Here is a 20,696-nt window from a genome sequence, read left to right on the forward strand (position 1 = left end):
CAGCGGTACGGGTGCTCCGCGCCCTGAACTGGATACGGCGACGCTTCGCGTCGCGACACCCGGCTGCGATTCCTCCCCGGCGTGAACACCGGGGTCTCCTCGCAAGAACCAGGTGAAGAAGAACGCGGCCCCCTGAACGCCTCTCCTTGTGCGGGAGTTCGGGCAGGCTCGTTCTGTGTGGCCGAGGACGTTCGCTTTCCCGACGATCGTGTAACAGAGCGTTCCTGTCGGCCACCTGTGTATTGAGCCCTCTGAACGCCCCCCGGCATACTGCGTGTTCCGGGGGGCGTACGCACATGGGTGCGAGATTTCCCCCGCCCGGATGAATCGGGGAATTCATCCGGATCTTCTGCAAGGGGGAATCTTGCACAGACAAGTGAAAAGAGCGTGCGCGGCCACGGTCGCCACGGCTGCGGCCGTCGCTCTCGCCGCGGGCATGACCAGCCCGGCGTCGGCGGAGCCCGAGCAGCGCGCGACCGGCGCTGCCTCGCTCTCGTCCCACCACCGCATCACTCTCATCACGGGTGACCGTGTCTCCGTCGACTCCAAGGGCCGCGTGGTCGGCCTGGAGCGGGCGAAGGGGCGCGGCCACATACCCGTCCAGATCCGCAAGGCCTTCGGGCACACGCTCGTGATACCGGCCGACGCGGCCCGGCTGATCGCGACCGGCAAGCTCGACCAGCGGCTCTTCGACATCACCGAGCTCAACAAGTCGACGACCCGCGCCTCCCAGAAGAACGGCCTGAAGGTCATCGTCGGCTACCGGGGAGCCGCGGCCGACGCCAAGGCCGAGGTGCGGGACGCGGGCACCCTGCGCCGGACCCTGAAGTCCCTGAACGCGGACGCCGTGCAGACGCCGCACCAGGACACGCCCGAACTGTGGGACGCGGTCACCAACGGCGACAAGACGGCCTCCGGTGTCGCGCACGTCTGGCTCGACGGCGTCCGTAAGGCCAGCCTCGACAAGTCCGTGCCGCAGATCGGCGCCCCCAAGGCGTGGGCGGCCGGGTACGACGGCAAGGGCGTCAAGATCGCCGTCCTGGACACGGGTGTCGACGCGACCCACCCGGACCTGAAGAACCAGGTGATCGAGTCCAAGAACTTCTCCACGGCCGCCGACGCCAAGGACCACTTCGGCCACGGCACCCATGTCGCGTCCATCGCGGCGGGCACCGGAGCCAAGTCCGGCGGCAAGTACAAGGGCGTCGCGCCCGGCGCGCGGATCCTCAGCGGCAAGGTCCTCGACGACTCCGGCTCCGGCGACGACTCCGGCATCCTCGCCGGCATGGAGTGGGCGGCCGCGCAGGGCGCCGACGTCGTCAACCTCAGCCTCGGCGGCGGGGACACGCCGGAGATCGACCCGCTGGAGGCGGAGGTCAACAAGCTCTCCGCCGAGAAGGGGATCCTCTTCGCGATCGCCGCGGGTAACTCCGGCCCCGAATCGGTCGGTTCGCCGGGCAGCGCGGACGCCGCGCTCACCGTCGGCGCCGTCGACGACAAGGACAAGCTCGCCGAGTTCTCCTCGACCGGCCCGCGGGTCGGCGACGGCGCGATCAAGCCGGACGTCACCGCGCCTGGCGTGGACATCGCGGCCGCGTCCGCCAAGGGCAGCGTGATCGAGCAGGAGGTCGGCGAGAAGCCGGCCGGCTACCTGACCATCTCCGGTACGTCGATGGCGACCCCGCATGTCGCGGGCGCCGCCGCGATCCTCAAGCAGCAGCACCCGGACTGGAAGTACGCCGAACTGAAGGGCGCGCTGACCGCGTCCACCAAGGGCGGCAAGTACACCCCCTTCCAGCAGGGTTCGGGCCGGATCCAGGTCGACAAGGCCATCAAGCAGACCGTGATCGCCGACCCGGTGTCGGTGGGCTTCGCCACGCAGCAGTGGCCGCACACCGACGACAAGCCGGACACCAAGCCGCTGACGTACCGCAACCTCGGCACCAAGGACGTCACGCTCACCCTCGGCATCACCGCCACCAACCCCAAGGGCCAGGCGGCTCCGGCGGGCTTCTTCAAGCTCGGCGCGACCAAGGTGACCGTCCCGGCGGGCGGCACGGCGTCCGTGAACGTCACCGTCAACACCAAGCTGGGCGGCACGACCGACGGCGCGTACTCCGCGTACGTGACGGCGACCGGCGACGGGCAGAGCATCCGTACGGCCGCGGCGGTCAACCGTGAGGCGGAGTCGTACGACGTCAAGGTCAAGCACATCGGCCGGGACGGGAAGGCGACGGACGGCTACAACACCGCGTTCTTCGCCTACTCGGGCCTCGCCAACGGCCGCAGCTTCCAGGTCCCGGTGGCCGCCTCCGGCACCACCACCCTGCGGCTGCCCAAGGGCACCTACCTGATGGACGCGGGGATCGCGAAGGACTTCGTGGACTTCAAGGGCGGCATCGACTGGCTGATCCAGCCGAAGCTGAGCGTCACCAAGAACGTCACTGTGACGGTCGACGCTCGCAAGACCAAGTCGGCCGACATCACGGTGCCGGACGCGCAGGCCAAGCAGATCAGCGCGATGAGCGGCTACTTCTATGAGCCCGCAGACGTCGGCTTCAGCTTCGGCCCCGCCCCGTCCTTCGCCGATGTGCGGATGGCCCACCTGGGCCCCGAGGTCGCCACCGGTCTCACCCAGACCTGGAACGGCCAGTGGACCAAGGGCGCGAACGCCGAGTACGACGTGGCCACCACCGCCAAGGTCAAGAAGATCCAGGGCGACAAGGTCCGTCACTTCAAGGCGAGCGAACTCGCCACGGTGAAGAACAACCTGGGCGCCGCCGCCTCCGGCAAGACCGGCGCGGTCACCCCCTGGGGGCTCTTCCCCGATGACATGGTCATCGGTGAGCCGGTGGAGCAGAAGCTGCCGGGGTCGCGCACCGTGTACGTCTCGACCGCCGACAAGATCAAGTGGGGCTTCGACTTCGAGCAGTACGCGGGCAAGGACGCGGACGGCTTCCCGATCACCGACGCGTACTACTCGCTGGGCGACCCGCAGACCTTCAAGAAGGGCCAGAAGTACACCAAGACCTTCAACACGGCGGTCTTCGGTCCGACGCTGAGGGCGGACAACGGTCTCTACCGCGAGGGCAACACCATCTACGGCGCGCTGTCGCTGTTCGCCGACGGGGCCGGGCACGACGGCGCGTCGGTCTTCACCTCAGCGGCCACCTCCCTGTACCGCAACGGCACCAAGATCGGCACCAACGACGACCCGCTGACCGGCTCGGGCTTCACCGTCCCGGCCGGTGACGCCGAGTACAAACTGACCTCCTCGGTCAAGCGGAGCGTCAAGGTCGCCGCCGCCTCCACCCGGATCGACGCGAGCTGGACCTTCCGCTCGAAGAAGCCGTCCGGCAACGACATCACCAAGCTGGCGGCCTCCACCGCACGCTTCAACGCCAAGACGGGTCTGGACAGCAGGGTCAAGGCCGGCCAGACGATGACGATCCCGGTCACCGTCGAGGGCGCGGCCAAGGGCTCCAACCTCAAGTCCCTGGCGGTGTACGTGTCGTACGACTACGGCCAGACCTGGAAGAAGCTCGAGGTCAAGCACGGCAAGATCACCGCGAAGAACCCGGCGAAGGGGAAGGCCATCTCCTTCCACGCCAAGATCGCCGACAAGAAGGGCAACAAGGCGACGATCTCGATCTACAACGCGTACTACGGGAAGTAGATCTCGTACTCTCGTACTACGGAGTAGCTCGCGGGCTCGTTGAGCGCTGAGCGAAAGGCCCGCCGGGGTTGCAGCCCCCGGCGGGCCTCTCGTGTTTCTGTGGGCGCATGACGACTCAGACGGTCGAGTACATCCGGTACCGCATCCCCGAAGAGCAGTCGGCGGAGTTACTGTCCGCCTACACCTGAGCCGCGGCCCTGCTGGCGGCGGCGCCCCAGTGCGTCGACTACGAACTGGCACGTTGCGAGGAGGACTTCGAGCACTTCGTCCTGCGCATCACCTGGACCTCCACCGAGGACCACCTCGAAGGCTTCCGCGAGTCCGAACTGTTTCCCGACTTCCTCGCCGAGATCCGCCCGTACATCCCGAACATCCAGGAGATGCGCCACTACACCCCCACCACGGTCCTCGGCACCGGCTCCGCGGTCCCCACCCTCTACGCCTGGGCGGGCGGCCCGGACGCCTCCACCCGCATCGACACGAGCTTCATGCTCCGCTCGAAGAAGACCACGAACAGGGCGAAGCTGCCCAGTGTCCACGGCCCGCTTCGCGGCAACCACCGGCCTGGACAGCAAGGTCGAGGCCGGCAAGACGGTCAAGATCCCGGTGATCGAGGGCGCGGCCAAGGGCAGCAACCTCAAGTCGCTCCCGGTGTACGTGTCGTACGACTACGGCCAGACCTGGAAGAAGGTCACGGTCACGGGCGGCAAGATCACCGTGAAGAACCCGGCGAAGGGGAAGGCCATCTGCTTCCACGCCAAGATCGCCGACAAGAAGGGCAACAAGTCGACGATCTCGATCTACAACGCGTACTACGAACAAGTAGTTCGCAACTGAGTGGCATGCCGGACAGTAATTCCCGGCATGCCACTCACTGTTCTGCGGCGATGGAAGCCAGCTACCTACAGAGGCTGTCGGGTCCCGGCCTGTAGCCGTAGGAGGTACCTGTCTGGTAGCCGGTGTCGAACTCTGTGTCCAAGCATACGGTGACGCGCACCCCCCCGGGGAAGAAGAAGACCACCGGCCTATTCGTGGCGCTGAGCGTGCCGAAGTAACGTGTTGTGCTATTAGCGGGGTCGGTGCACCGGTACCACTTGCCGTAGACCGGCTGCGGGTTGGGCATCTTGAAGCAGGGGGTGCCGGCTTGGGCAGACGCAGGGGCGGTCGAGGCGACCAGAGCCCCTGCTGCCAGGCAGGCGGCTGTGGCGACTGCTGCTGCGATGGTCAGTTTCATTGCACACCCTTAATGACGGCGATGACGTGCCATGCGGCGATGACATGGGTCAGGGCAGCGGCCCACCAGCCCCACACCTCGACCTCTCCGCCGCGTAACGAGCGCAGCGCGGTCGACCAGTGGAAAAACAGAAGACCGAGAGCCAGGGTCCAGATGGGCCAGCCGACGAACGCGGCCCAACCCCTGGCTCCGAAGGCATGGTCGAGGAAGAGCGGGATGGCGAAGAGAACGCCGGCCACAAGCCAGTCGAGCGTGCCGACGTAGGTGCTGGTGTCCTTACCTTCATGGCGCATCGTGAACATGAGTTTCCCCAGAGATGTACGGGTGGTGGCCGCCCGGCGGTCGAGTATTGGGCGGCCACCACCTCGGGTCCCGATTACGACGCGGCAGCCTTCAGGATCGTGTAGATCGTGTAAAGGTCGTAGGCCCAGCGGATGACCCAGCGGATCGCGGCGGGCACCTTGTCGCCGTACCAGTCCTTGAACTTGTTGTAGCTGGCCCTGGCGGCCGCGGCCCAACCCCTGACCCTCTTGAGGACTTTGATGATGCCGGAGAGTCTGCTCTGGACCACGGCTTCGGTGGTCGTGTCGCTGGAGTAGAGCGCACCGCGCTCGGCGCTGGTCAGCTCGGCTTCGGCCAGGAGGGCCTGTCCCTCCGCGGAGTTGAGGTAGCTGACGAACTCGGCGTGGTTGGTGGGTTCGGCTGCGGAGGCGACAAGGCTTGCTGAGACGGAGCGGGCGGCCGTGGTCTGGCCTTCTACCGCCATGGCGCTGGGAGCGGCCATGCCAACCGTCACAGCCACGAGAGCGGTGGCCACACCTATGCGGATCTGCTTGCGAGTCATTAACATGACCTTTCGGGTAAGACGGTGCGGGCACCCTTCAGCGCACATTGATGGCCTGGAAACCGCGTGCGATGGAGTGGTGTCCGCATCCCGGCCGGCGCCGGGTTCGCGAGAAAGTTACGGGGCAGGCTGATCACGGGCAAGGAGATCATGAAGCTTGACCGAAACACCTCAAGACTGCGGAGCTGACTTCCGGGCCAAAACCCTTTGGTTTTACGGGGTGTGAGTCATTGACGCCGGAGGGTGTGCGCGTATTTGGCGTGGCCGATTTTCGGCCCAGGAATTCGCGGCTCCATTTGTGATGCCCCGGCTCGCGCGGAGAAAGCGCGTGCTCTGGTGGAAGTTTCTCGACTGCTCCCTCTCTTGTAATCCAGCGCCGTGGGCTCGCAACTCGTTACTGGGGGCCTCGATGGTGAGTGGTCTACATGTCAAGTCGGCACGCTGAGGCGAGCGGTTATCCGGACGACATAGCGAACTGCTGGCCACGAACCCCGGTCATGCGGCTGACGCGCCGCCGCTGCAGTGTCGCCGGAGGGGAAGCGTCCGGCAGGCTTTCGTGTTTCTGTGTGCGCATGACGACTCAGACGGTCGAGTACATCCGGTACCGCATCCCCGAAGAGCAGTCGGCGGAGTTCCTGTCCGCCTACACCCGCGCCGCGGCCCAGCTGGCGGCGGCGCCCCAATGCGTCGACTACGAACTGGCGCGCTGCGAGGAGGACTTCGAGCACTTCGTGCTGCGCATCACCTGGACCTCCACCGAGGACCACCTCAAGGGTTTCCGCGAGTCCGAACTGTTTGCCGACTTCCTCGCCGAGATCCGCCCGTACATCCCGAACATCCAGGAGATGCGCCACTACACCCCCACCACGGTCCGCGGCACCGGCTCCGCGGTCCCCACCCTCTACGCCTGGGCGGGCGGTCCGGACGCCTTCGCCCGCCTGACCACGGTCTTCTACGAAAAGGTCCTGCAGGACGAACTCCTCGCGCCGATGTTCGAGGACCTCGCCCCCGAGCACGCCCAGCACGTGGCCCTGTGGCTCGCCGAGGTCTTCGGCGGCCCGCCCGGCTACTCCGAGACGCAGGGCGGCCACGGCCACATGGTCGCCAAACACATGGGCCGGGGCATCACCGAGGCCCAGCGGCGGCGCTGGGTGAACCTGATCCAGGACGCGGCGGACGAGGCGGGCCTGCCGACCGACGCCGAGTTCCGCTCCGCCTTCCTGGCCTACGTGGAGTGGGGAACCCGCCTCGCGGTGCACTTCTCCGGCCCGGACGCCAAGCCGCCGGCCGAACAGCCGGTACCGAAGTGGACGTGGGGGGCGGCACCGCCGTACCAGGGGTGACGCGGACCGCTGGGGCCGGCCGGGCCGGGCCGGTCGCGGCGCCCGGTGACAGGGGGCGCCGCGCCTTCAGGCCGACGGTGCCGACGACCCCGTCCCGGCGCGTGTCGCGTCCGTGCCCCAGCTCGCGAGGAGCCGTAGCGCCTCCGCCGACGGGGAGCCCGGCTCGGCGTGGTACGTCACCAGACCCTGTTCCTGGTCGTCGGTCAGGCGGAACGTCTCGAAGTTGAGATCGAGGCTCCCGACGAGCGGATGCCGCAGTCGCTTGACGCCGTGGCTCTTCTCCTTGACGTCGTGGGTGGCCCACAGCCGCCGGAACTCCTCGCTCTTCACGGAGAGCTCGCCCACCAGCGCGGACAGCCGGGGATCATCCGGATGACGGCCGGCGTCCATGCGCAGCGCGCAGACGATGTCGATCGCCTTCTGCTCCCAGTCCTCGTACAGATCGCGGTACTCGGGTCGCAGGAACACCAGCCGCGCCCAGTTCCGCTCCTGCGGCGGCAGCTCCGCCCAGTCGCCGAACACGGCCGCGGCCATCCGGTTCCAGACCAGGATGTCCGAGTGCCGTCCCACGATGTACGCCGGAACGCCGTCCATCGAGTCCAGCAGCGTCCGCAGGGCGGCCCGGACCTGCTGGGTACGGGCGGCCGGCTTCTTCTTGTACTGCTTCGGCTTCGCCAGATGCGTGAGGTGCGCGTGCTCGGCGTCGGTGAGCCGCAGTGCGCGGGCGATGGCGTCGAGGACCTCCGCCGAAACGTTTCGTCCGTTGCCCTGCTCCAGGCGTGTGTAGTACGCCACGGACACGCCGGCCAGCTGCGCCAGCTCCTCCCGGCGCAGCCCCGGCACCCGCCGGTGGCGCCCGAAGTCCGGCAGCCCCACGTCCTGCGGCTTCAGCCGGGCCCGCCGGGTACGCAGGAACTCGCTGAGCTCGGCACGACGGTCCAGCGCCCCGCCGGGCGTCCCGCCCACGGGCTCCGCAGCGGGGTCGGGGTGTTTGTCCATGCCTCAAGTATTCCCGGTCGTACGCACACCAGCCTGACCCCCTCAGTAGTAGGACCGGTGGACGTACGCAAAACGGAGGCCTGGGTGGACGGCGCGCGATCGGGCACGCTGGATGTCGTGCCCGGCCGAAAGGCAGCCGGGCACGGAACCCTCGCAAGGAGAAACCCCGGCATGACCACTGTTGCTGCGTACGCCGCCCCAGCCGCCAAGGCTCCGCTGGAGCGCACCACCATCGAGCGCCGCGCGGTCCGCGAGTTCGATGTACTGATCGACATCAAGTTCGCCGGTATATGTCACTCCGACATCCACCAGGCCCGGGAGGGCTGGGGTGAGGCGATCTTCCCGATGGTCCCGGGCCACGAGATCGCGGGCATCGTGTCCGAGGTCGGTCCCGGCGTCACCAAGTACAAGGTCGGCGACCGCGTGGGCGTCGGCTGCATGGTCGACTCCTGCCGTGAGTGCGAGAACTGCAAGGCCGGTCTGGAGCAGCACTGCCTCAAGGGCAACATCCAGACGTACAACGCCATCGGCCGTGACGGCGAGCCCACCTACGGCGGCTACTCCGAGAAGGTCGTCGTCGACGAGAACTTCGTCGTCCGCATTCCCGAGGGCCTGGCCCTCGACGAGGCCGCCCCGCTCCTGTGCGCCGGCATCACTACGTACTCCCCGCTCAAGCGGTGGGGCGCGGGTCCCGGCAAGAAGGTCGCCGTGATCGGCCTGGGCGGCCTCGGCCACATGGGCGTCAAGATCGCGCACGCGCTGGGCGCCGAGGTGACCGTCCTCTCGCAGTCCCTGCGTAAGAAGGACGACGGCCTGAAGCTGGGCGCCGACCACTACTACGCCACCAGCGACGAGAACACCTTCAAGGAGCTGGCCGGCTCCTTCGACCTCATCGTCTCCACGGTCTCGGCGCCGCTGGACTTCGGCGCGTACCTGGGCCTGCTCAAGGCGCACGGTGCCCTCGTGAACGTGGGCGCCCCGGAGGAGCCCGTCGCCCTCAACCTGTTCTCCCTCATCGGCGGCAGCAAGACCCTCGCCGGTTCGATGATCGGCGGCATCCCGGAGACCCAGGAGATGCTGGACTTCTGCGCCGAGCACGGCATCGGCGCCGAGATCGAGCTGATCGCCGCGTCCGAGATCAACGAGGCGTACGAGCGGGTCGTGGCGAGTGACGTGCGCTACCGGTTCGTGATCGACACGGCGACCATCTGAGCCGTACCTCGACTGAAGGGCCCCGGCGGTGTGCCGGGGCCTTCAGCGTGCCGCCGTACGCCGCCGCCGCAGTCGCCGCAGTCGCCGCAGTCGCCGCAGTCGCCGCAGTCGCAGCTGCCGCAGCTGCCGCAGCTGCCGCAGCGGACACGGCAGCCGCAGCAGCCACAGCGGATACGGCTCTTCGGCCCAGGTGGTAGACCTCGGCTCAGCCGCGTCCCCGTCCGGCGAAACCAGGGGCGGGGATCGTCGGGGCCATGGTGATGTCCTCACCGGCCAGTTGTGCGGTCAGGTTGTCGATCAGGGCGCGGCGCTCGGACTCACGGCGGGCCCGGGCCCGGGCGAGTTCGTGTTCGACCGCCTCCCGGTCCTCGGCGTTGCGCGCTCGCTCGACGGCCAGCTGGTGCTCCAGATCCTCACGGTGCCGGTCCTCGACCGCGCGTCGCTCCACCTCGTACATGCGCTCCACGCTCTCCAGATGGCGGTGCAGCAGACGGTCGTACCGGGTGACGCCGCCCATCAGCTTCGCCAGGACCGGCAGAGAGTCCAGCACGAGCAGCAGCAGGTGCAGCACGACGCCGAGGAAGCACGGGTAGAAGGCGCTGGTCATGACCGCCCACAGGGCCTCCGCCCGGTCGAGCAGGCCGGTCGCGCGCAGTTCCCGTTCCTTGGCCTCGCGTTTGGCCTGCGCCGCGTCCAGGACCTTGGCCCGGTACTCCTCCGTGGCCGGTTTCACCCCGCTCGTCAGCGTGTCGATCCGGGACCGCAGGCTCGTGGCGGTCGTCCGGTCCTCGTCGACGTTGTTGCCGTCCCGATAGATCCGGGCGTCCTCGCGGGCGATCCGGCACTGCTGGGTGATGTCCCGGCCGCCGTTGACGTAGATGTAGTTCTTCCGGCTGCACAGCTCGTTGGACGTGGCTTCCAGCTTCGCCTGCTGCTTGTCGACCGCGTTGATGTGCCCGCTCAGCTTCGCCAGCTGCTCCTCGACCGCCGAGATCTGGGTCCGCAGCGTCGCGGGTGAGCCGTGAACCCCCAACTGGGCCTTCGCGCAGTCCGGTCGGTTCTCGGTGGAGGTGCCGTCGGCGGGATTGCAGCGCAGCAGGTTCCGGTAGTAGACCTGCGCGGTCTCCTCCCGGTCCTCGGCCAGGTACTTGTCCATCTCCGGGGCGAACACCTGGAACAGCAGCGGCTCGGCCAGGGCCAGCCCCAGCAGGAGCGACAGCAGGAAGCGGGGCAGCAGGGCACGGCGCCTGTTGCCGGTGACCTTGCCGTGCGTGCCGGAGACCAGCCAGCTGTCGACGAGGAAGACGAACACGGTCCAGATCGTCCCGGTCACCAGCAGCGCCCAGACCGGCGCCCCGCCGAGCAGGGAGTCGAGGGCCAGACACACCGACACCCCGCCGATCAGGGACGTCGCGAGGACGATCCCGCCGTAGCGGCTGTAGAGGACGCGCTCGGCCGGTACCCGGTCCAGGATCGGCTCGTGCACGCCGATCTGCCCCCGCAGCAGACGTCCCGGTCCGCGACGCGGGGGCGCGGCGTCGCGGTCGGTGCTCCCGGCTTCCGCGCGGGCCCGGGGTGTGCGTCGTTCAGTACCCATGCTCTTCCCTGCCCACGTCGCCGATGTCGAAGGTGTCGCTCTCGTCGTCCTCGCCGAACGCGGCGTCGTCCTCGCGGTCCTCCGCGGTCCCGTCCGCGCGGGTGCCGCTGCCCGGCGCGGACGCCGCGGTCGACGACTGCGCCTCCCCCTGCGGCGGCACGGACTCCAGCTGCTTGTCCGGGCCCTCGGCGCCTGGCTCGAGGTTGGCGCCGATGATGCGGTCCAGCAGCGCGCGAATGTCCACGGGAGTCATGTCGGTGTAGCCCTCGCGGATGAGCTGCTTGTACAGCTCGTAGTACATCTCCTGCTGCCGATCGCCCCGCGTCCGCTCGTCGCGCTCCTTGCGCAGGGTGTCCTCGCGCTGATGCTGTTCGCGACGCAGCCGGTCCTCGCGCTCCTCCTGGCTCTTGGTCAGGAGTTCCTCACGCCTGGCGTTGAGCATCCGGGTCTTCTCCTGCCACCTCAGCTCCCAGCGGCGGTCGGCCCGTTCGGTGTCGCGCACCAGGTCCTCACGCCACAGGGTGGACAGCCGCTCCACCAGGGCCCGTTCGGTCTCGTCCCGGCGTTCCGCGGCCTCCCGGGCCTCCCGTTCGGCCACGCCGAGGCGTTCCGCCAGCTGCTCGGCCGTCAGTTCCTTCCGGCGGTAGGCCCGCAGCAGGGCCCAGCGCGAGCCCAGCTTCGCCGTCTGACCGGAGTCCAGCTCCTCCTGCTCCCGCTCGTACGCGGCCCGCTGTTCGGCGAGTTGGAGCTCGACCTCCTGTTCGCGCCGTTGGATCTCCTCCTGGTGCTGCTTGGTCATCAGCTCCAGTTGCTGCTGGTGCTCGCGTTCCCGCACCTTGCGGTCCTGTTCGACCGCCTGCTCCACCTCGTCCTGCCTGCGGCGACGCTCCAGTTCCTCCAACTTGGCCTGGAAGTCGCGCAGTTCGGACGGCGTGAGGACGTCCACGCTCACCAGCTCGGCCGTCATCCCGGGCAGCCGGGGCGGCTGAGCGATGGAGAAGGCGGAGACCCGGGCGGACAGCCGCTTGCGCACCTCGGTGACCTGGGCGACGCCGTGGTCCAGGCACTCCTCGACCAGCCCGGGGCATGCGTGCAGGTAGGAGGTGAGGGCCGAGACCGCGTCCGCCGGCCCCTCACGCACCAGGGCGACGCTGTCGTCCACCGTGCACCGGAAGCGGACCCGTACCGCGAAGTCGGAGGAGTCGGCGGAGGGCACCGTCACCATGGCCTCGACCGGGACGTTCCTCTGCTTGTCCACGACGGTCACCGAGGTGGCCGACACCGCCGTGTCCGATCGGAGGTCGAGGCTGCCGTGATTCTCGACCCACATCTCACCGACCCGGTACACGGCGACCTGGTGGGTGCTGAGCCGGGGCAGGTCCGACGGCTCGCGTCGGGGCGAGCCGATGGCGCGCCACCCGCGGGCGACCGGAGGTTCGAGCGGCCGGCTCGACACGACGGGGTAGGAGGGGTGCGAATCGTCGCGCATCGGTACACCTTTCACAGTTCGTCGAGCAGGGCACGGATCGCCTCCGCCGGGCCCTTGCCACGGGTCAGCCGCACCAGGGCGGCGCGGAGCGCGTTCCTCTCGGTCTCGGTGTGCGTCTGCGCGCGCAGGCCCTTGCCGAGGGCCCGGCCCGCCTTCACGGTCTCCTTGGTGAGGACCGGCAGCGCCGTGAGGTGTTCGGCGAAGGTCTGCAACGCCATCTGGCGCATCGGCCGGTAGCGGAAGGCGGTGGCCCACAGTTCCAGGAGCGCGTCACCGCGGTCGGGGTGGAGGACGAAGTAGCGCAGGGCGACCGGTCTGCCGGAGGCGTCCCGGATGCTGAGGATCGTCACCACCACCGCGAAGGTCACCGATTTCAACGGGGTCCGGCCGACCGTCGAGGCGTGCTTGCCCAGTCGGTAGGTCAGCAGCCCCAGGACCCGTGAGGGGTCCTCGTCGTGGTAGACGAGCAGCGCGAAGAACCTGGCCAGTGCCGCCGTCCCCATCCCCTGGCCGTGCTCGGACGCGATCAGGTGCCACAGCCACTTCACGGCGTCGGAGGGGAAGCGCACCCCGAGCCATCCGCTGAACGCCAGTGCCGCGGTCCCGCGCAGTTCCGCCGAACCGGACCTGGCCCAGTCCCGGGCTATGGAGAGGGCGGCGGTGTCGAGGCCCAGGCCGCTGTGGCACATGTCCCACAGCACGTAGACGGCCATGGCCTGGCCCCGCCGGCCGGCCTGGCCCGTGGCCCACGGCACCAGGTAGTTGCGCACGACCTCCTCGAAGTCGGTGACGGCCAGCATGGCGAGCCCGGCGGCCATCGAGACCTCGAACTCGTCCCCGGAGATCGTGCCGGGTGGGCAGGGCGCGTCCGGGTCGCTCAGTACGGTGGTCAGCCACTGCTGCACCGCGTCCCAGAACTCCATTCCGAAGCGCGCGCACAGCTCGGTGAAGACCCAGCGCCGGTGGGAAGGCGTACCGAAGACCACGACCTCGCGGGTGACGGAGCCCATCGGGATCCGCTTGGTGGTCAGCAGGTCGATGTCGAGCATGGCCCGCCGGTGGTCGAACAGGGACGCCTCCACGCCGCCGGTTCGTTTCCCCGGGACGTTCTTGTCCTTGCCCGCCGTGGCGGGAACGGCGGCGGGCGCGGTGAGGGAGGGGGAGAGGGCGTTGCTCCTGGCCTGTGTGTTGGTTCCGCCCGCGTAGGCGCGGCTCACATGGTGGTCGAGCAAGGAGAACAACTGCTCGCAGGCCCTGATGCCGCCGCCGGCGGCGAAGGCCACGGTGGTCACCTGGAGGATCTCCCGCATGGTGCGGCCCGGGGCGTTGAACCACCGCTGGACGGTCTCGTAGGTGTTGGTGTCGTACTCCTTCCAGACCTGTTCCGGCTCGCCCCCCTCACAGATGCTGTCGGCGATCTCGACCGCCTTGCTCACGGGGCAGTTGGGCCGGATCAGCTGGATCGCCTGGTGGATCGTGTCGTCGGAGCAGCCGCCCAGACTGAGCCGCAGGCGCAGCAGTTCCTCGGTGGCGGGCGCCTCCCAGCAGAAATGGCGGACCGCCGTGGGGAGCGTGCGTTCCATGCGCGGGCGCGTGGTGACGACGAGGTGGGCCTTGCACTTGTGGACCCGTTCCTGCACGCGCCGCCAGGCGAAGTCCGCCTGCTCGACCCCGGTGACACCGTCGTCGACCCGGTCGAGGACGACGTAGCCGTTGCCGGTGTCGAAGACCCGCTCCGCCAGCTGTTCCAGGGTGATGTCCGGGGACAGCACGATCATGCGGCCCTTGCCGCGCATCGCCTTCTTGAGCAGGGCGACAGCTCCCGACCGCTTGCCCGTCCCGGGTTCGCCGATCAGGGTCACCACCTTGTCGGCCCGCAGCGCTTCGAGGGCCTGGGCGAACGCGTCGGGTTCCGCGTAGCGCCGCACCAGGAGGTCGATCTCCTCCTTCCGCACGGGGCCGGTCGCCGCGCCCTGGGGGAGAGGGGCGGCCCCGGCGACACCCGTGACTCCGCCCGGACCCACGGGGCCGTACAGGTTCTGGTGGACCGTCGTGTAGGTGGTGTGGACGGCGGACACCTGATCGCTGGCCTCGGTGGGGGGCTTCGTGTTCGCGCGGGGGGACGGATCCCTCGCGTCGGGCGGGGCTGTTTCCCCGTCGGGTGCATTTCCGCTCGCGGGTGGCGATGCCTTTCCCTTTTCCGGCTCGGGAACTCCCGGCTTCTCAGGTTCGGGTGTTTTCCGGTGCGGTTTCTCCTCACCGGTCTCAGGCGTCCCAGGAATAGCGTCCGTCGATTGTTGGTCCAGACCCGACTGCACCGCTTCCTGGTTTCGTTCCTCTGGGACGTGTGAGCCCGGAGGGTTTTGTGTGTTATCGGGTCCCACCGCGTGCTGTGGGTTCTCGGGGTGTGACTTCTCGCCGTTCATAGGCGGTTGTTGTTCACGATTCCGATGACGGATCCGTGCACCGGGGCCTCGAACACCTGGACCGAGTGCTGACCGGTCGGGCCGGCCGGCGTGGGGTTGGAGGGCGCGGGGCCGGAGGGCGGCGCCGGGGGGTCCTCGGGCGGCGGAGTGTCTCCCTCCAGGTCGCCCAGTGCGTGGATGTCACCGCCCAGCACCCTGATCCAGACCGCGTCGTCGAACTCCTTCTCCCGGACCCGGATCTCACGGAACTCGCTGGTGCGCAGCGTCGTGTACTCGCGGACCACGACGGTGTTGAACACCTCGCGGGACACCGCTACCGCCAGCCGCGCCCCGGCGCTGAGGCGCAGGGCCTCCTTCAGCTGCTTGCAGTTGAGGATCCTCGACACCTCCACCGGCCCGCTGTCGGAGAAGCCGCCGGCCGCGGGAACGGCCGGCCCGTGGTGCACCGCGGCGCGCAACGTCAGCCAGGCGTCGGGCTCCCGGCCGTCGTTCACGGCCCGCAGCGCGTTGTCCAGATGGCGCATGAAGTCGTCCACGAGCAGCGGCTCCGACTCCTCGACGGGGAGCACGGACAGCGCGGAGTCCCCGGCGACCTGCGTCTGCCAGGCGCCTCTCACGAAGCCCACTTCTTCAGCCGCCTCGTCGAGGACGTGGGGTATCGACTGCTGGATCCAGTGCTGACGGCGTGGGCTGCTGCGCCCGTATCCCTGGGCGTCCACTGCCAGGAGCGGACGGCGGGAAAAGCCTTTCATTCGATTCACGTTCTATTCCTTCGAAATCGTGGTCGAATCCCTGGTGCTGTGCACGGTGATCGAGAAGGGAAAAGCAGCATCACAGGCGGGAGCGCTGCCACGTGCCGCTGTTGCAGAAATGAGACAAGAAGGCCTCGGGCTCTTGACTTTCACACAGTGCGGGGGACTGTCGTATCAGACCCTCGCCGAGCGGAAACCCATGGAAATACGGGATTCACGTCTTTCCGGGAAGCCGTAGAAGTAGGTGGTCTTCCGGCACCGGCGGAGCGTTACTGGGTGACATCCGGCCGAAGAGGCCGCCCCGGTGGTGAAGGAGTCGGTATGGCACACGCGCCGGACGGCGGCGGATCTCCGCGGCCCGACCAGTCAGGTGACCCGGCCGCGATGCTGGCCTCGCTGCAGACGACCCATCAACTCGCCGACGGCAAGGCGGGTGTCCTCGCCGGCGTCCAGGCGGCGCTGGTCGTCTCCTTCGGGTCCTGGGTGCGTTCCGCGCGGGACACCTGGGCGCACGAGGCGTTCGGTGTGGTGCTGCTGGACACGCTGGTCGTCCTGTTCGCCGTGGCTTTCCTGTCGGGGGTGACCTGCCTGGCTCTGGTGCTCCGGCCGCGGCTGTGGCGTCCCGCGTCCTTCAACAGGTACAGCGTCCACGTGCTGTCCAGGGCCGCGAGCGCCGTCCCGCAGGGTGCGCCGGGTGAGGACCCCGCGGCGCGCGCACGGGCGGAGTTGTGGGAGGCGTGCCGGTTCCTCGCCGCGGTCACGGTGACCAAGTGCCGCTACGCGACGGCCGCCGTCGTCTGCACCGCCGTGATGGCCGCGGCGGCGGGCCTGTGCCTGCTGCTGAGGGCGTTCCCCGGGTGAGGCCTCAGCAGATATCCGGTGCGGGCAGCCGCGCCTCGACGCGCAGCCGGTCGAGGTCCCGGATGGTCGTGGTCCGGTATCCGGTGCCGATCAGCTCCGCGTCACGCAAGTCCTTGAGCGCCTTGTGCACGGTCGGCTCGGCGGCGCCCGTCAGGGCCGCCATCTCCGGCTGGGTCAGGGTGAATCCGAGCTCCACGCCCTTGCGCCCCTGGACGCCGTGGATCGACGCGAGGTCGACCAGGATCCTCGCCAGCCGTTCCTTGACGTTGTAGCCACGGAACTCGAGCCGACGGTTGTTCGCCCAGCGCAGCCGCTCGGAGAGGATGCCCGTCATCACCACGGCCGCGTCCGGGCAGCGCAGCAGGAACGCGCGCAACGCCTCGTGGGACACGGCCCGGGCCCGCACCCTGCCGCACGCGGTGACGGTCGCCGTACGCGGCATGTCCGCGATCGCCGCCATCTCGCCGACGATGTCCCCGCCGAGCCGGATGGCCAGCAGGGACTCCCGGCCGTTCTCCACGGTGGCCGTGACCTTGGTGAACCCGGACAGCAGCAACAGCGCGTGGCGGTCGACGTCTCCTTGGCGGACCAGGACCTCCTTCGCCTCGAAGACCCGCGGGCGTCCCAGCGCCAACAGGTCCTGGAGCGCCGCGTCGGCCAGCCTGGCGAGGAAACTTCCTCGCGGCCACCCACCCCCACGTCCGGCGTTCCGCCGTGGTGCGTCCATCACGTTCCGACGATAGAGGCTCCGGTCGGCGGCCCGCGCGGATTCCGCATACGGGCCAGCTCTTCACTGTGAACCCGCGTGCGGTACGCCGTCCTCAGGCGGAAGCCACCACCTCGCCGGCCATGACCTGGGGAGGGTTGGGAAGCAGGGGCGCGAGGTTGTCCCGCACGAAGTCCGCCGCCCTCAAGATCGATTCATCGGCACCGGCCTGGTCCTGGAAGACGCTGGTCGAGACCATCACTCCGTCCCCGGCGTCGATCCAGAAGTAGGCCACGAATCCGGAGACCCGGCGCATGAGCGGCACGAACCCCTCGTTCACGACACGTGCCGCCTCGGCCGCATCGGTCACCCCTTCGTACCGCCGGACTGCTGCGTACATCCCCAAGCTCCTCACGGCGTTCTGGGCTCGTCCTCTGCTGGGACGCTGCTGAGACGTCTGCTTGGACGTCTGCCCGGACTTCTGGCGAGACGTCTGCTGAGACGTCGTACCCTCGCGGCGGCCGTGTGGCTCGCGGGGCGTCCGGCAATCACCTGAAGGGCCGCCCCGGGTGATCCGAACGGCAGCCGTCGGCCGGCTGCCCGCCCGTCGGTCCGCGGGGCGTCAGCGGGGATTGATCGCCGCCTCCGCTGCCGCCTTGATCCGGGCGCCGAAGCCGGCGGCGTCCTTGCGGGCGGCGGCGAGCGCCAGGCCGACGAGGAGCTTGCCCAGCCCGTGGCCCTCCAGCACGTTGAAGATACGGACCCGGGTCCGGCCGTCGGGCAGCGGCTCCACGTCGTAGCCGCCCTCGCGTGCCGTCACGCTGTTCTTCGACACCTCGGCCCAGCGGATCTTCGTCGGCGCTTCGAGGGCGGTGATCCGGAACTCCCTGGCGGTCTTCATCCCGGCGTCCTTGACCGTGCTCCGGAAGACGGTTCCCACGGTGGTCGGGGCGTCGGGGTCCCGCTCGATCCTGAGCACCCGGGGGCTGAACTGCGGATCGTTGCGTCCGTCGGCGAGGTAGGCGAACACCTCCTCGACGGGCCGGTCGACCTCGACCGTCGCTTCGAACTGTCCTGACACGGACCCTCCTGAGGATGCGAGCCGCGACGGGCCCGCGCGCCACCCTCCGCGGACGCCCGCCGCATCACGAGGGCGAGAGGGAACCGCCTCGCGCCCGAGTGCAAGTGCGGGACGCCCGGGCCACGCCGCGCCGCCCGTCCTGTCGTAGTGACACCGCTACCCTACGTGACCGCGGTGCTTGGCGCGCGGGGAACGTGGGGGCCGGGAGGGAGCGGCCTGGGCTGGTTCCCTGGCGGCGCCGGTCGCGCCCCCCTTTCCGCCGGGTGAGCGGTCGCCGTTTCGCCGTGCGCACGGCGGGCGGGCGTCGCGGGCTGACACGTATGTCGGCGCAGTGGCCGCCGTCATACCATCCAGCCGTGAACGCGAGTGCGAAGGCGGACGAGATAACGGCGGGGCGGGACGAGATACCGGAGGTGCGGGCGGTGTCACGCTCCACCGCGCCGGACCGGCCCATGGAATGGGCCATGCGTCCCGCGGAGTCGGCGGACGTCGAGGCGCTCGTGGAGATCCGGGCCGTCGTGATGCGTCCGGACCTGGAGCGGCTGGGCCGGTTCGACGAGCATCGGGTCCGGCAGCGGCTGCGGGACGCCTTCTCCTCGCGGCACACGTCGGTCGTCCTGGCGGATGGCACGTTGGCGGGCTGTGTCGCGTTGCGGCCGGCCGAGGACGGGCACTGGCTGGAGCACTTCTACCTCGCCCCGCACGTCCAAGGCCGGGGGCTCGGTTCGGCCGTCCTGCGAACGCTGCTGGACCGGACCGACGCCGACGGCCTGACCGTCCGCCTGAACGTCCTGCGGGGCAGCGCCGCCCGGCGGCTGTACGAGCGCCACGGGTTCACTGTGGAAGCCCAGGACCCGGTCGACGTCTACATGGTGCGAGTGCCGGGCGCGGGCACGGCGTGATCCAGATGAGAGGCCCTACGACGGCACGGCGACGCCGGCGTCCGACTCGTCGGCGCCCGGATCCGGTGAGGGTTCGCGGAGCTGCTCGCGCACGTAGTTCCAGACCACCGCGATCAGCGCGGCGACCGGTACCGCGAGCAGGCTGCCCACGATGCCGGCCAGATTGCCGCCCAGCGTCACCGCCAGCAGGACCACCGCCGCGTGGAGACCGAGCCCACGGCTCTGGATCATGGGCTGGAACACGTTGCCCTCGAGCTGCTGCACCACGACGATGACGGCCAGCACGATCAGCGCGTCCGTCAGCCCGTTGGAGACCAGCGCGATGAGAACCGCGACGAAACCGGCGAACAGGGCACCGATGATCGGCACGAACGCGGAGACGAAGGTCAGCACCGCCAGCGGGAGCACCAGCGGTACCCCCACGATCCACAGGCCCAGGCCGATCAGGACGGCGTCGAGCAGGCCGACCGCCGCCTGCGAGCGCACGAACGCTCCCAGGGTGTCCCAGCCACGTGCCGCCACGGTCGGGACGTCGGTGGCGAGCCGACCGGGCAGCTGACGGGCGAGCCACGGCAGGAACCGCGGGCCGTCCTTGAGGAAGAAGAACATCAGGAACAGGGCCAGGACGCCGGTGACCAAGCCGTTCACCACGGTGGTCACTCCCGTGACGACCGTGCCGACCATGCTGCCGACACCGTCCTGCGCGCGGGAGACCGCCGTGTCGAAGGCCTTGTCGATCTGGGCGTCACCGATGTTCAACGGTGGCCCGGCGGCCCACTCGCGCACCCTCTGGATCCCCTCGACCACGCCGTCGGTCAGCTGACCGGACTGAGAGGCCACGGGCACCGCGATCAGTGCCACGACGCCCACGGTGACCAGGAGGAACAGCACCGTCACGACCGACGCGGCGAGAGCGGGTCTCCACCCGCGGCGACGCAGGAAACGGGTCGGTGGCCAGGTCAGGGTGGTCAGCAGCAGGCCGACCACCAGTGGCCAGACGACCGACCACATCCGTCCCAGGACCCACAGGGTCACCGCGAGCATCAGGATTATGAGCAGCGACTCCACGGAGACCCGCGCCGACGTACGGAGCGCGGCGCGGGCTTTCGTGGAACTCAAGGTGGCAGTCACGGATGCACCCTATGGGTACGCCCACCACACCGGCACCGCCGCTCACAACTGTCCCGTCCCCCACGGGCCGGGGCGGGCCGGCCCGCCCCGGCAGCCCGTCATCCGCGTAGGTGGGCGAGAAGCTCGTCTCCCGCCGGACAGGGGCGTTCCTCGGGCAGCAGTCGGGCGGCGGAGTCCAGGTCCCCACTGCTGACGAGGGCGTGGATCTCGTGGGCGAGCGGAGTCGCGTCGCGGATGGCGACCGTCCACTCGTCCGCGTAGCGCCGTGGGGCCTCACCGGAGAGGCCGAGTTGCAGGAACCGGTACGGCAAGGGGCTCAGGCGCAGGTCGCGCTCCGGGTCCCACTGCACACGGGCGGGCGGGCGCTTCAACTGACGCTGCCAGGTGGCCCGGTCGGGGTGCACCCCGTGGACGCCGTGCTCGGTTGCCCAGCGTCCGAAGTT

At 69.3% G+C, this 20,696-nt stretch carries 16 protein-coding genes and 3 pseudogenes; 7 read left to right on the forward strand and 12 right to left on the reverse strand.

Annotated elements, in window-relative coordinates:
* Positions 1-322 precede the first annotated feature (322 nt).
* From ABZ027_RS21500 to ABZ027_RS21510, 3 genes and pseudogenes are all read left to right on the forward strand, one after another.
* Positions 323-3,676 (forward strand): S8 family serine peptidase, encoded by a 3,354-nt coding sequence (locus ABZ027_RS21500; protein WP_356770631.1) that lies wholly within the window; start codon positions 323-325, stop codon positions 3,674-3,676.
* Positions 3,677-3,783: 107 nt separating this feature from the next.
* Positions 3,784-4,164 (forward strand): annotated as a pseudogene (locus ABZ027_RS21505) (antibiotic biosynthesis monooxygenase); the annotation flags it as partial.
* A pseudogene (locus tag ABZ027_RS21510) lies at positions 4,138-4,513 on the forward strand (peptidase S8); the annotation flags it as partial. The pseudogenes ABZ027_RS21505 and ABZ027_RS21510, both read left to right, overlap by 27 nt.
* A 393-nt stretch (positions 4,514-4,906) precedes the next feature.
* Here the strand turns inward: ABZ027_RS21510 and ABZ027_RS21515 are convergent.
* Together ABZ027_RS21515 and ABZ027_RS21520 are read right to left on the reverse strand one after the other, a co-directional pair.
* The gene (locus ABZ027_RS21515) at positions 4,907-5,212 is read right to left on the reverse strand and encodes a hypothetical protein (protein ID WP_356770633.1); all 306 of its coding nucleotides are present in this window, start codon (positions 5,210-5,212) and stop codon (positions 4,907-4,909) included.
* Positions 5,213-5,286: 74 nt separating this feature from the next.
* On the reverse strand, positions 5,287-5,754 hold the full coding sequence (locus tag ABZ027_RS21520) for a hypothetical protein (protein ID WP_356770635.1): 468 nt from the start codon (positions 5,752-5,754) through the stop codon (positions 5,287-5,289).
* Between the two features lie 572 nt (positions 5,755-6,326).
* Here ABZ027_RS21520 and ABZ027_RS21525 point away from each other — a divergent pair.
* On the forward strand, positions 6,327-7,097 hold the full coding sequence (locus ABZ027_RS21525; RefSeq protein WP_356770637.1) for an antibiotic biosynthesis monooxygenase: 771 nt from the start codon (positions 6,327-6,329) through the stop codon (positions 7,095-7,097).
* 66 nt (positions 7,098-7,163) lie between these two features.
* Here ABZ027_RS21525 and ABZ027_RS21530 read toward each other — a convergent pair whose 3' ends face one another.
* Positions 7,164-8,096 carry a helix-turn-helix transcriptional regulator gene (locus ABZ027_RS21530; RefSeq protein WP_356770639.1) on the reverse strand — a complete coding sequence of 311 codons (933 nt, stop codon included), beginning with the start codon at positions 8,094-8,096 and terminating at the stop codon, positions 7,164-7,166.
* Positions 8,097-8,267: 171 nt separating this feature from the next.
* On the opposite strand from ABZ027_RS21530, the gene ABZ027_RS21535 reads away from it, so the two are divergent.
* Entirely contained in the window at positions 8,268-9,308 is a 1,041-nt protein-coding gene (locus ABZ027_RS21535; protein ID WP_356770641.1) for an NAD(P)-dependent alcohol dehydrogenase, read from the forward strand.
* 205 nt (positions 9,309-9,513) lie between these two features.
* On the opposite strand, the gene ABZ027_RS21540 is transcribed toward ABZ027_RS21535, so the two are convergent.
* The 4 genes from ABZ027_RS21540 to ABZ027_RS21555 all read right to left on the reverse strand — a co-directional run bounded on the left by ABZ027_RS21540 (position 9,514) and on the right by ABZ027_RS21555 (position 15,572).
* Positions 9,514-10,905, reverse strand: a complete 1,392-nt coding sequence (locus tag ABZ027_RS21540) for a DUF4407 domain-containing protein (protein ID WP_356770643.1) — start codon at positions 10,903-10,905, stop codon at positions 9,514-9,516.
* Entirely contained in the window at positions 10,895-12,394 is a 1,500-nt protein-coding gene (locus ABZ027_RS21545; protein WP_356770645.1) for a hypothetical protein, read from the reverse strand. Before ABZ027_RS21545 ends, ABZ027_RS21540 begins: the two co-directional genes overlap by 11 nt.
* Before the next feature lie 11 nt (positions 12,395-12,405).
* The gene (locus ABZ027_RS21550) at positions 12,406-14,472 is read right to left on the reverse strand and encodes a hypothetical protein (RefSeq protein WP_356770647.1); all 2,067 of its coding nucleotides are present in this window, start codon (positions 14,470-14,472) and stop codon (positions 12,406-12,408) included.
* 344 nt (positions 14,473-14,816) lie between these two features.
* Positions 14,817-15,572 carry a hypothetical protein gene (locus ABZ027_RS21555; RefSeq protein WP_356770649.1) on the reverse strand — a complete coding sequence of 252 codons (756 nt, stop codon included), beginning with the start codon at positions 15,570-15,572 and terminating at the stop codon, positions 14,817-14,819.
* Between the two features lie 321 nt (positions 15,573-15,893).
* Between ABZ027_RS21555 and ABZ027_RS21560 the strand changes: the two genes are divergently transcribed.
* Positions 15,894-16,433, forward strand: a complete 540-nt coding sequence (locus tag ABZ027_RS21560; RefSeq protein ID WP_356770651.1) for a hypothetical protein — start codon at positions 15,894-15,896, stop codon at positions 16,431-16,433.
* Between the two features lie 4 nt (positions 16,434-16,437).
* Here the strand turns inward: ABZ027_RS21560 and ABZ027_RS21565 are convergent, their stop codons facing one another.
* From ABZ027_RS21565 to ABZ027_RS21575, 3 genes are all read right to left on the reverse strand, one after another.
* Positions 16,438-17,160 carry a Crp/Fnr family transcriptional regulator gene (locus tag ABZ027_RS21565; protein WP_356770830.1) on the reverse strand — a complete coding sequence of 241 codons (723 nt, stop codon included), beginning with the start codon at positions 17,158-17,160 and terminating at the stop codon, positions 16,438-16,440.
* Positions 17,161-17,254: 94 nt separating this feature from the next.
* Positions 17,255-17,539 (reverse strand): hypothetical protein, encoded by a 285-nt coding sequence (locus tag ABZ027_RS21570; protein ID WP_356770653.1) that lies wholly within the window; start codon positions 17,537-17,539, stop codon positions 17,255-17,257.
* Between the two features lie 222 nt (positions 17,540-17,761).
* A complete protein-coding gene (locus ABZ027_RS21575) occupies positions 17,762-18,220 on the reverse strand; it encodes an SRPBCC family protein (protein WP_356770655.1) in 459 nt (152 codons plus the stop codon).
* 464 nt (positions 18,221-18,684) lie between these two features.
* Here ABZ027_RS21575 and ABZ027_RS21580 point away from each other — a divergent pair, with 464 nt between their 5' ends.
* The gene (locus ABZ027_RS21580) at positions 18,685-19,122 is read left to right on the forward strand and encodes a GNAT family N-acetyltransferase (protein ID WP_356770832.1); all 438 of its coding nucleotides are present in this window, start codon (positions 18,685-18,687) and stop codon (positions 19,120-19,122) included.
* Positions 19,123-19,137: 15 nt separating this feature from the next.
* On the opposite strand, the gene ABZ027_RS21585 is transcribed toward ABZ027_RS21580, so the two are convergent.
* Positions 19,138-20,253: an AI-2E family transporter gene (locus ABZ027_RS21585; protein WP_356770657.1), complete on the reverse strand. Its 1,116-nt coding sequence runs from the start codon at positions 20,251-20,253 to the stop codon at positions 19,138-19,140.
* 98 nt (positions 20,254-20,351) lie between these two features.
* Positions 20,352-20,660: pseudogene (locus tag ABZ027_RS21590) on the reverse strand (DUF4291 family protein); the annotation flags it as partial.
* Between the last annotated feature and the right edge of the window lie 36 nt (positions 20,661-20,696).

Source organism: Streptomyces sp. NPDC006332, from assembly GCF_040612855.1.
GTDB lineage: Bacteria > Actinomycetota > Actinomycetes > Streptomycetales > Streptomycetaceae > Streptomyces.

Bases quoted from the DNA above. Each gene is read 5' to 3' on its own strand.
- ABZ027_RS21560 (WP_356770651.1), top strand. From the start codon at position 15,894: ATGGCACACGCGCCGGACGGCGGCGGATCTCCGCGGCCCGACCAGTCA.
- ABZ027_RS21565 (WP_356770830.1), bottom strand. From the start codon at position 17,160: ATGGACGCACCACGGCGGAACGCCGGACGTGGGGGTGGGTGGCCGCGA.
- ABZ027_RS21515 (WP_356770633.1), bottom strand. From the start codon at position 5,212: ATGTTCACGATGCGCCATGAAGGTAAGGACACCAGCACCTACGTCGGC.
- ABZ027_RS21500 (WP_356770631.1), top strand. From the start codon at position 323: ATGAATCGGGGAATTCATCCGGATCTTCTGCAAGGGGGAATCTTGCAC.
- ABZ027_RS21580 (WP_356770832.1), top strand. From the start codon at position 18,685: ATGCGTCCCGCGGAGTCGGCGGACGTCGAGGCGCTCGTGGAGATCCGG.
- ABZ027_RS21545 (WP_356770645.1), bottom strand. From the start codon at position 12,394: ATGCGCGACGATTCGCACCCCTCCTACCCCGTCGTGTCGAGCCGGCCG.
- ABZ027_RS21570 (WP_356770653.1), bottom strand. From the start codon at position 17,539: ATGTACGCAGCAGTCCGGCGGTACGAAGGGGTGACCGATGCGGCCGAG.
- ABZ027_RS21555 (WP_356770649.1), bottom strand. From the start codon at position 15,572: ATGAAAGGCTTTTCCCGCCGTCCGCTCCTGGCAGTGGACGCCCAGGGA.
- ABZ027_RS21535 (WP_356770641.1), top strand. From the start codon at position 8,268: ATGACCACTGTTGCTGCGTACGCCGCCCCAGCCGCCAAGGCTCCGCTG.
- ABZ027_RS21525 (WP_356770637.1), top strand. From the start codon at position 6,327: ATGACGACTCAGACGGTCGAGTACATCCGGTACCGCATCCCCGAAGAG.
- ABZ027_RS21520 (WP_356770635.1), bottom strand. From the start codon at position 5,754: ATGACTCGCAAGCAGATCCGCATAGGTGTGGCCACCGCTCTCGTGGCT.
- ABZ027_RS21530 (WP_356770639.1), bottom strand. From the start codon at position 8,096: ATGGACAAACACCCCGACCCCGCTGCGGAGCCCGTGGGCGGGACGCCC.
- ABZ027_RS21540 (WP_356770643.1), bottom strand. From the start codon at position 10,905: ATGGGTACTGAACGACGCACACCCCGGGCCCGCGCGGAAGCCGGGAGC.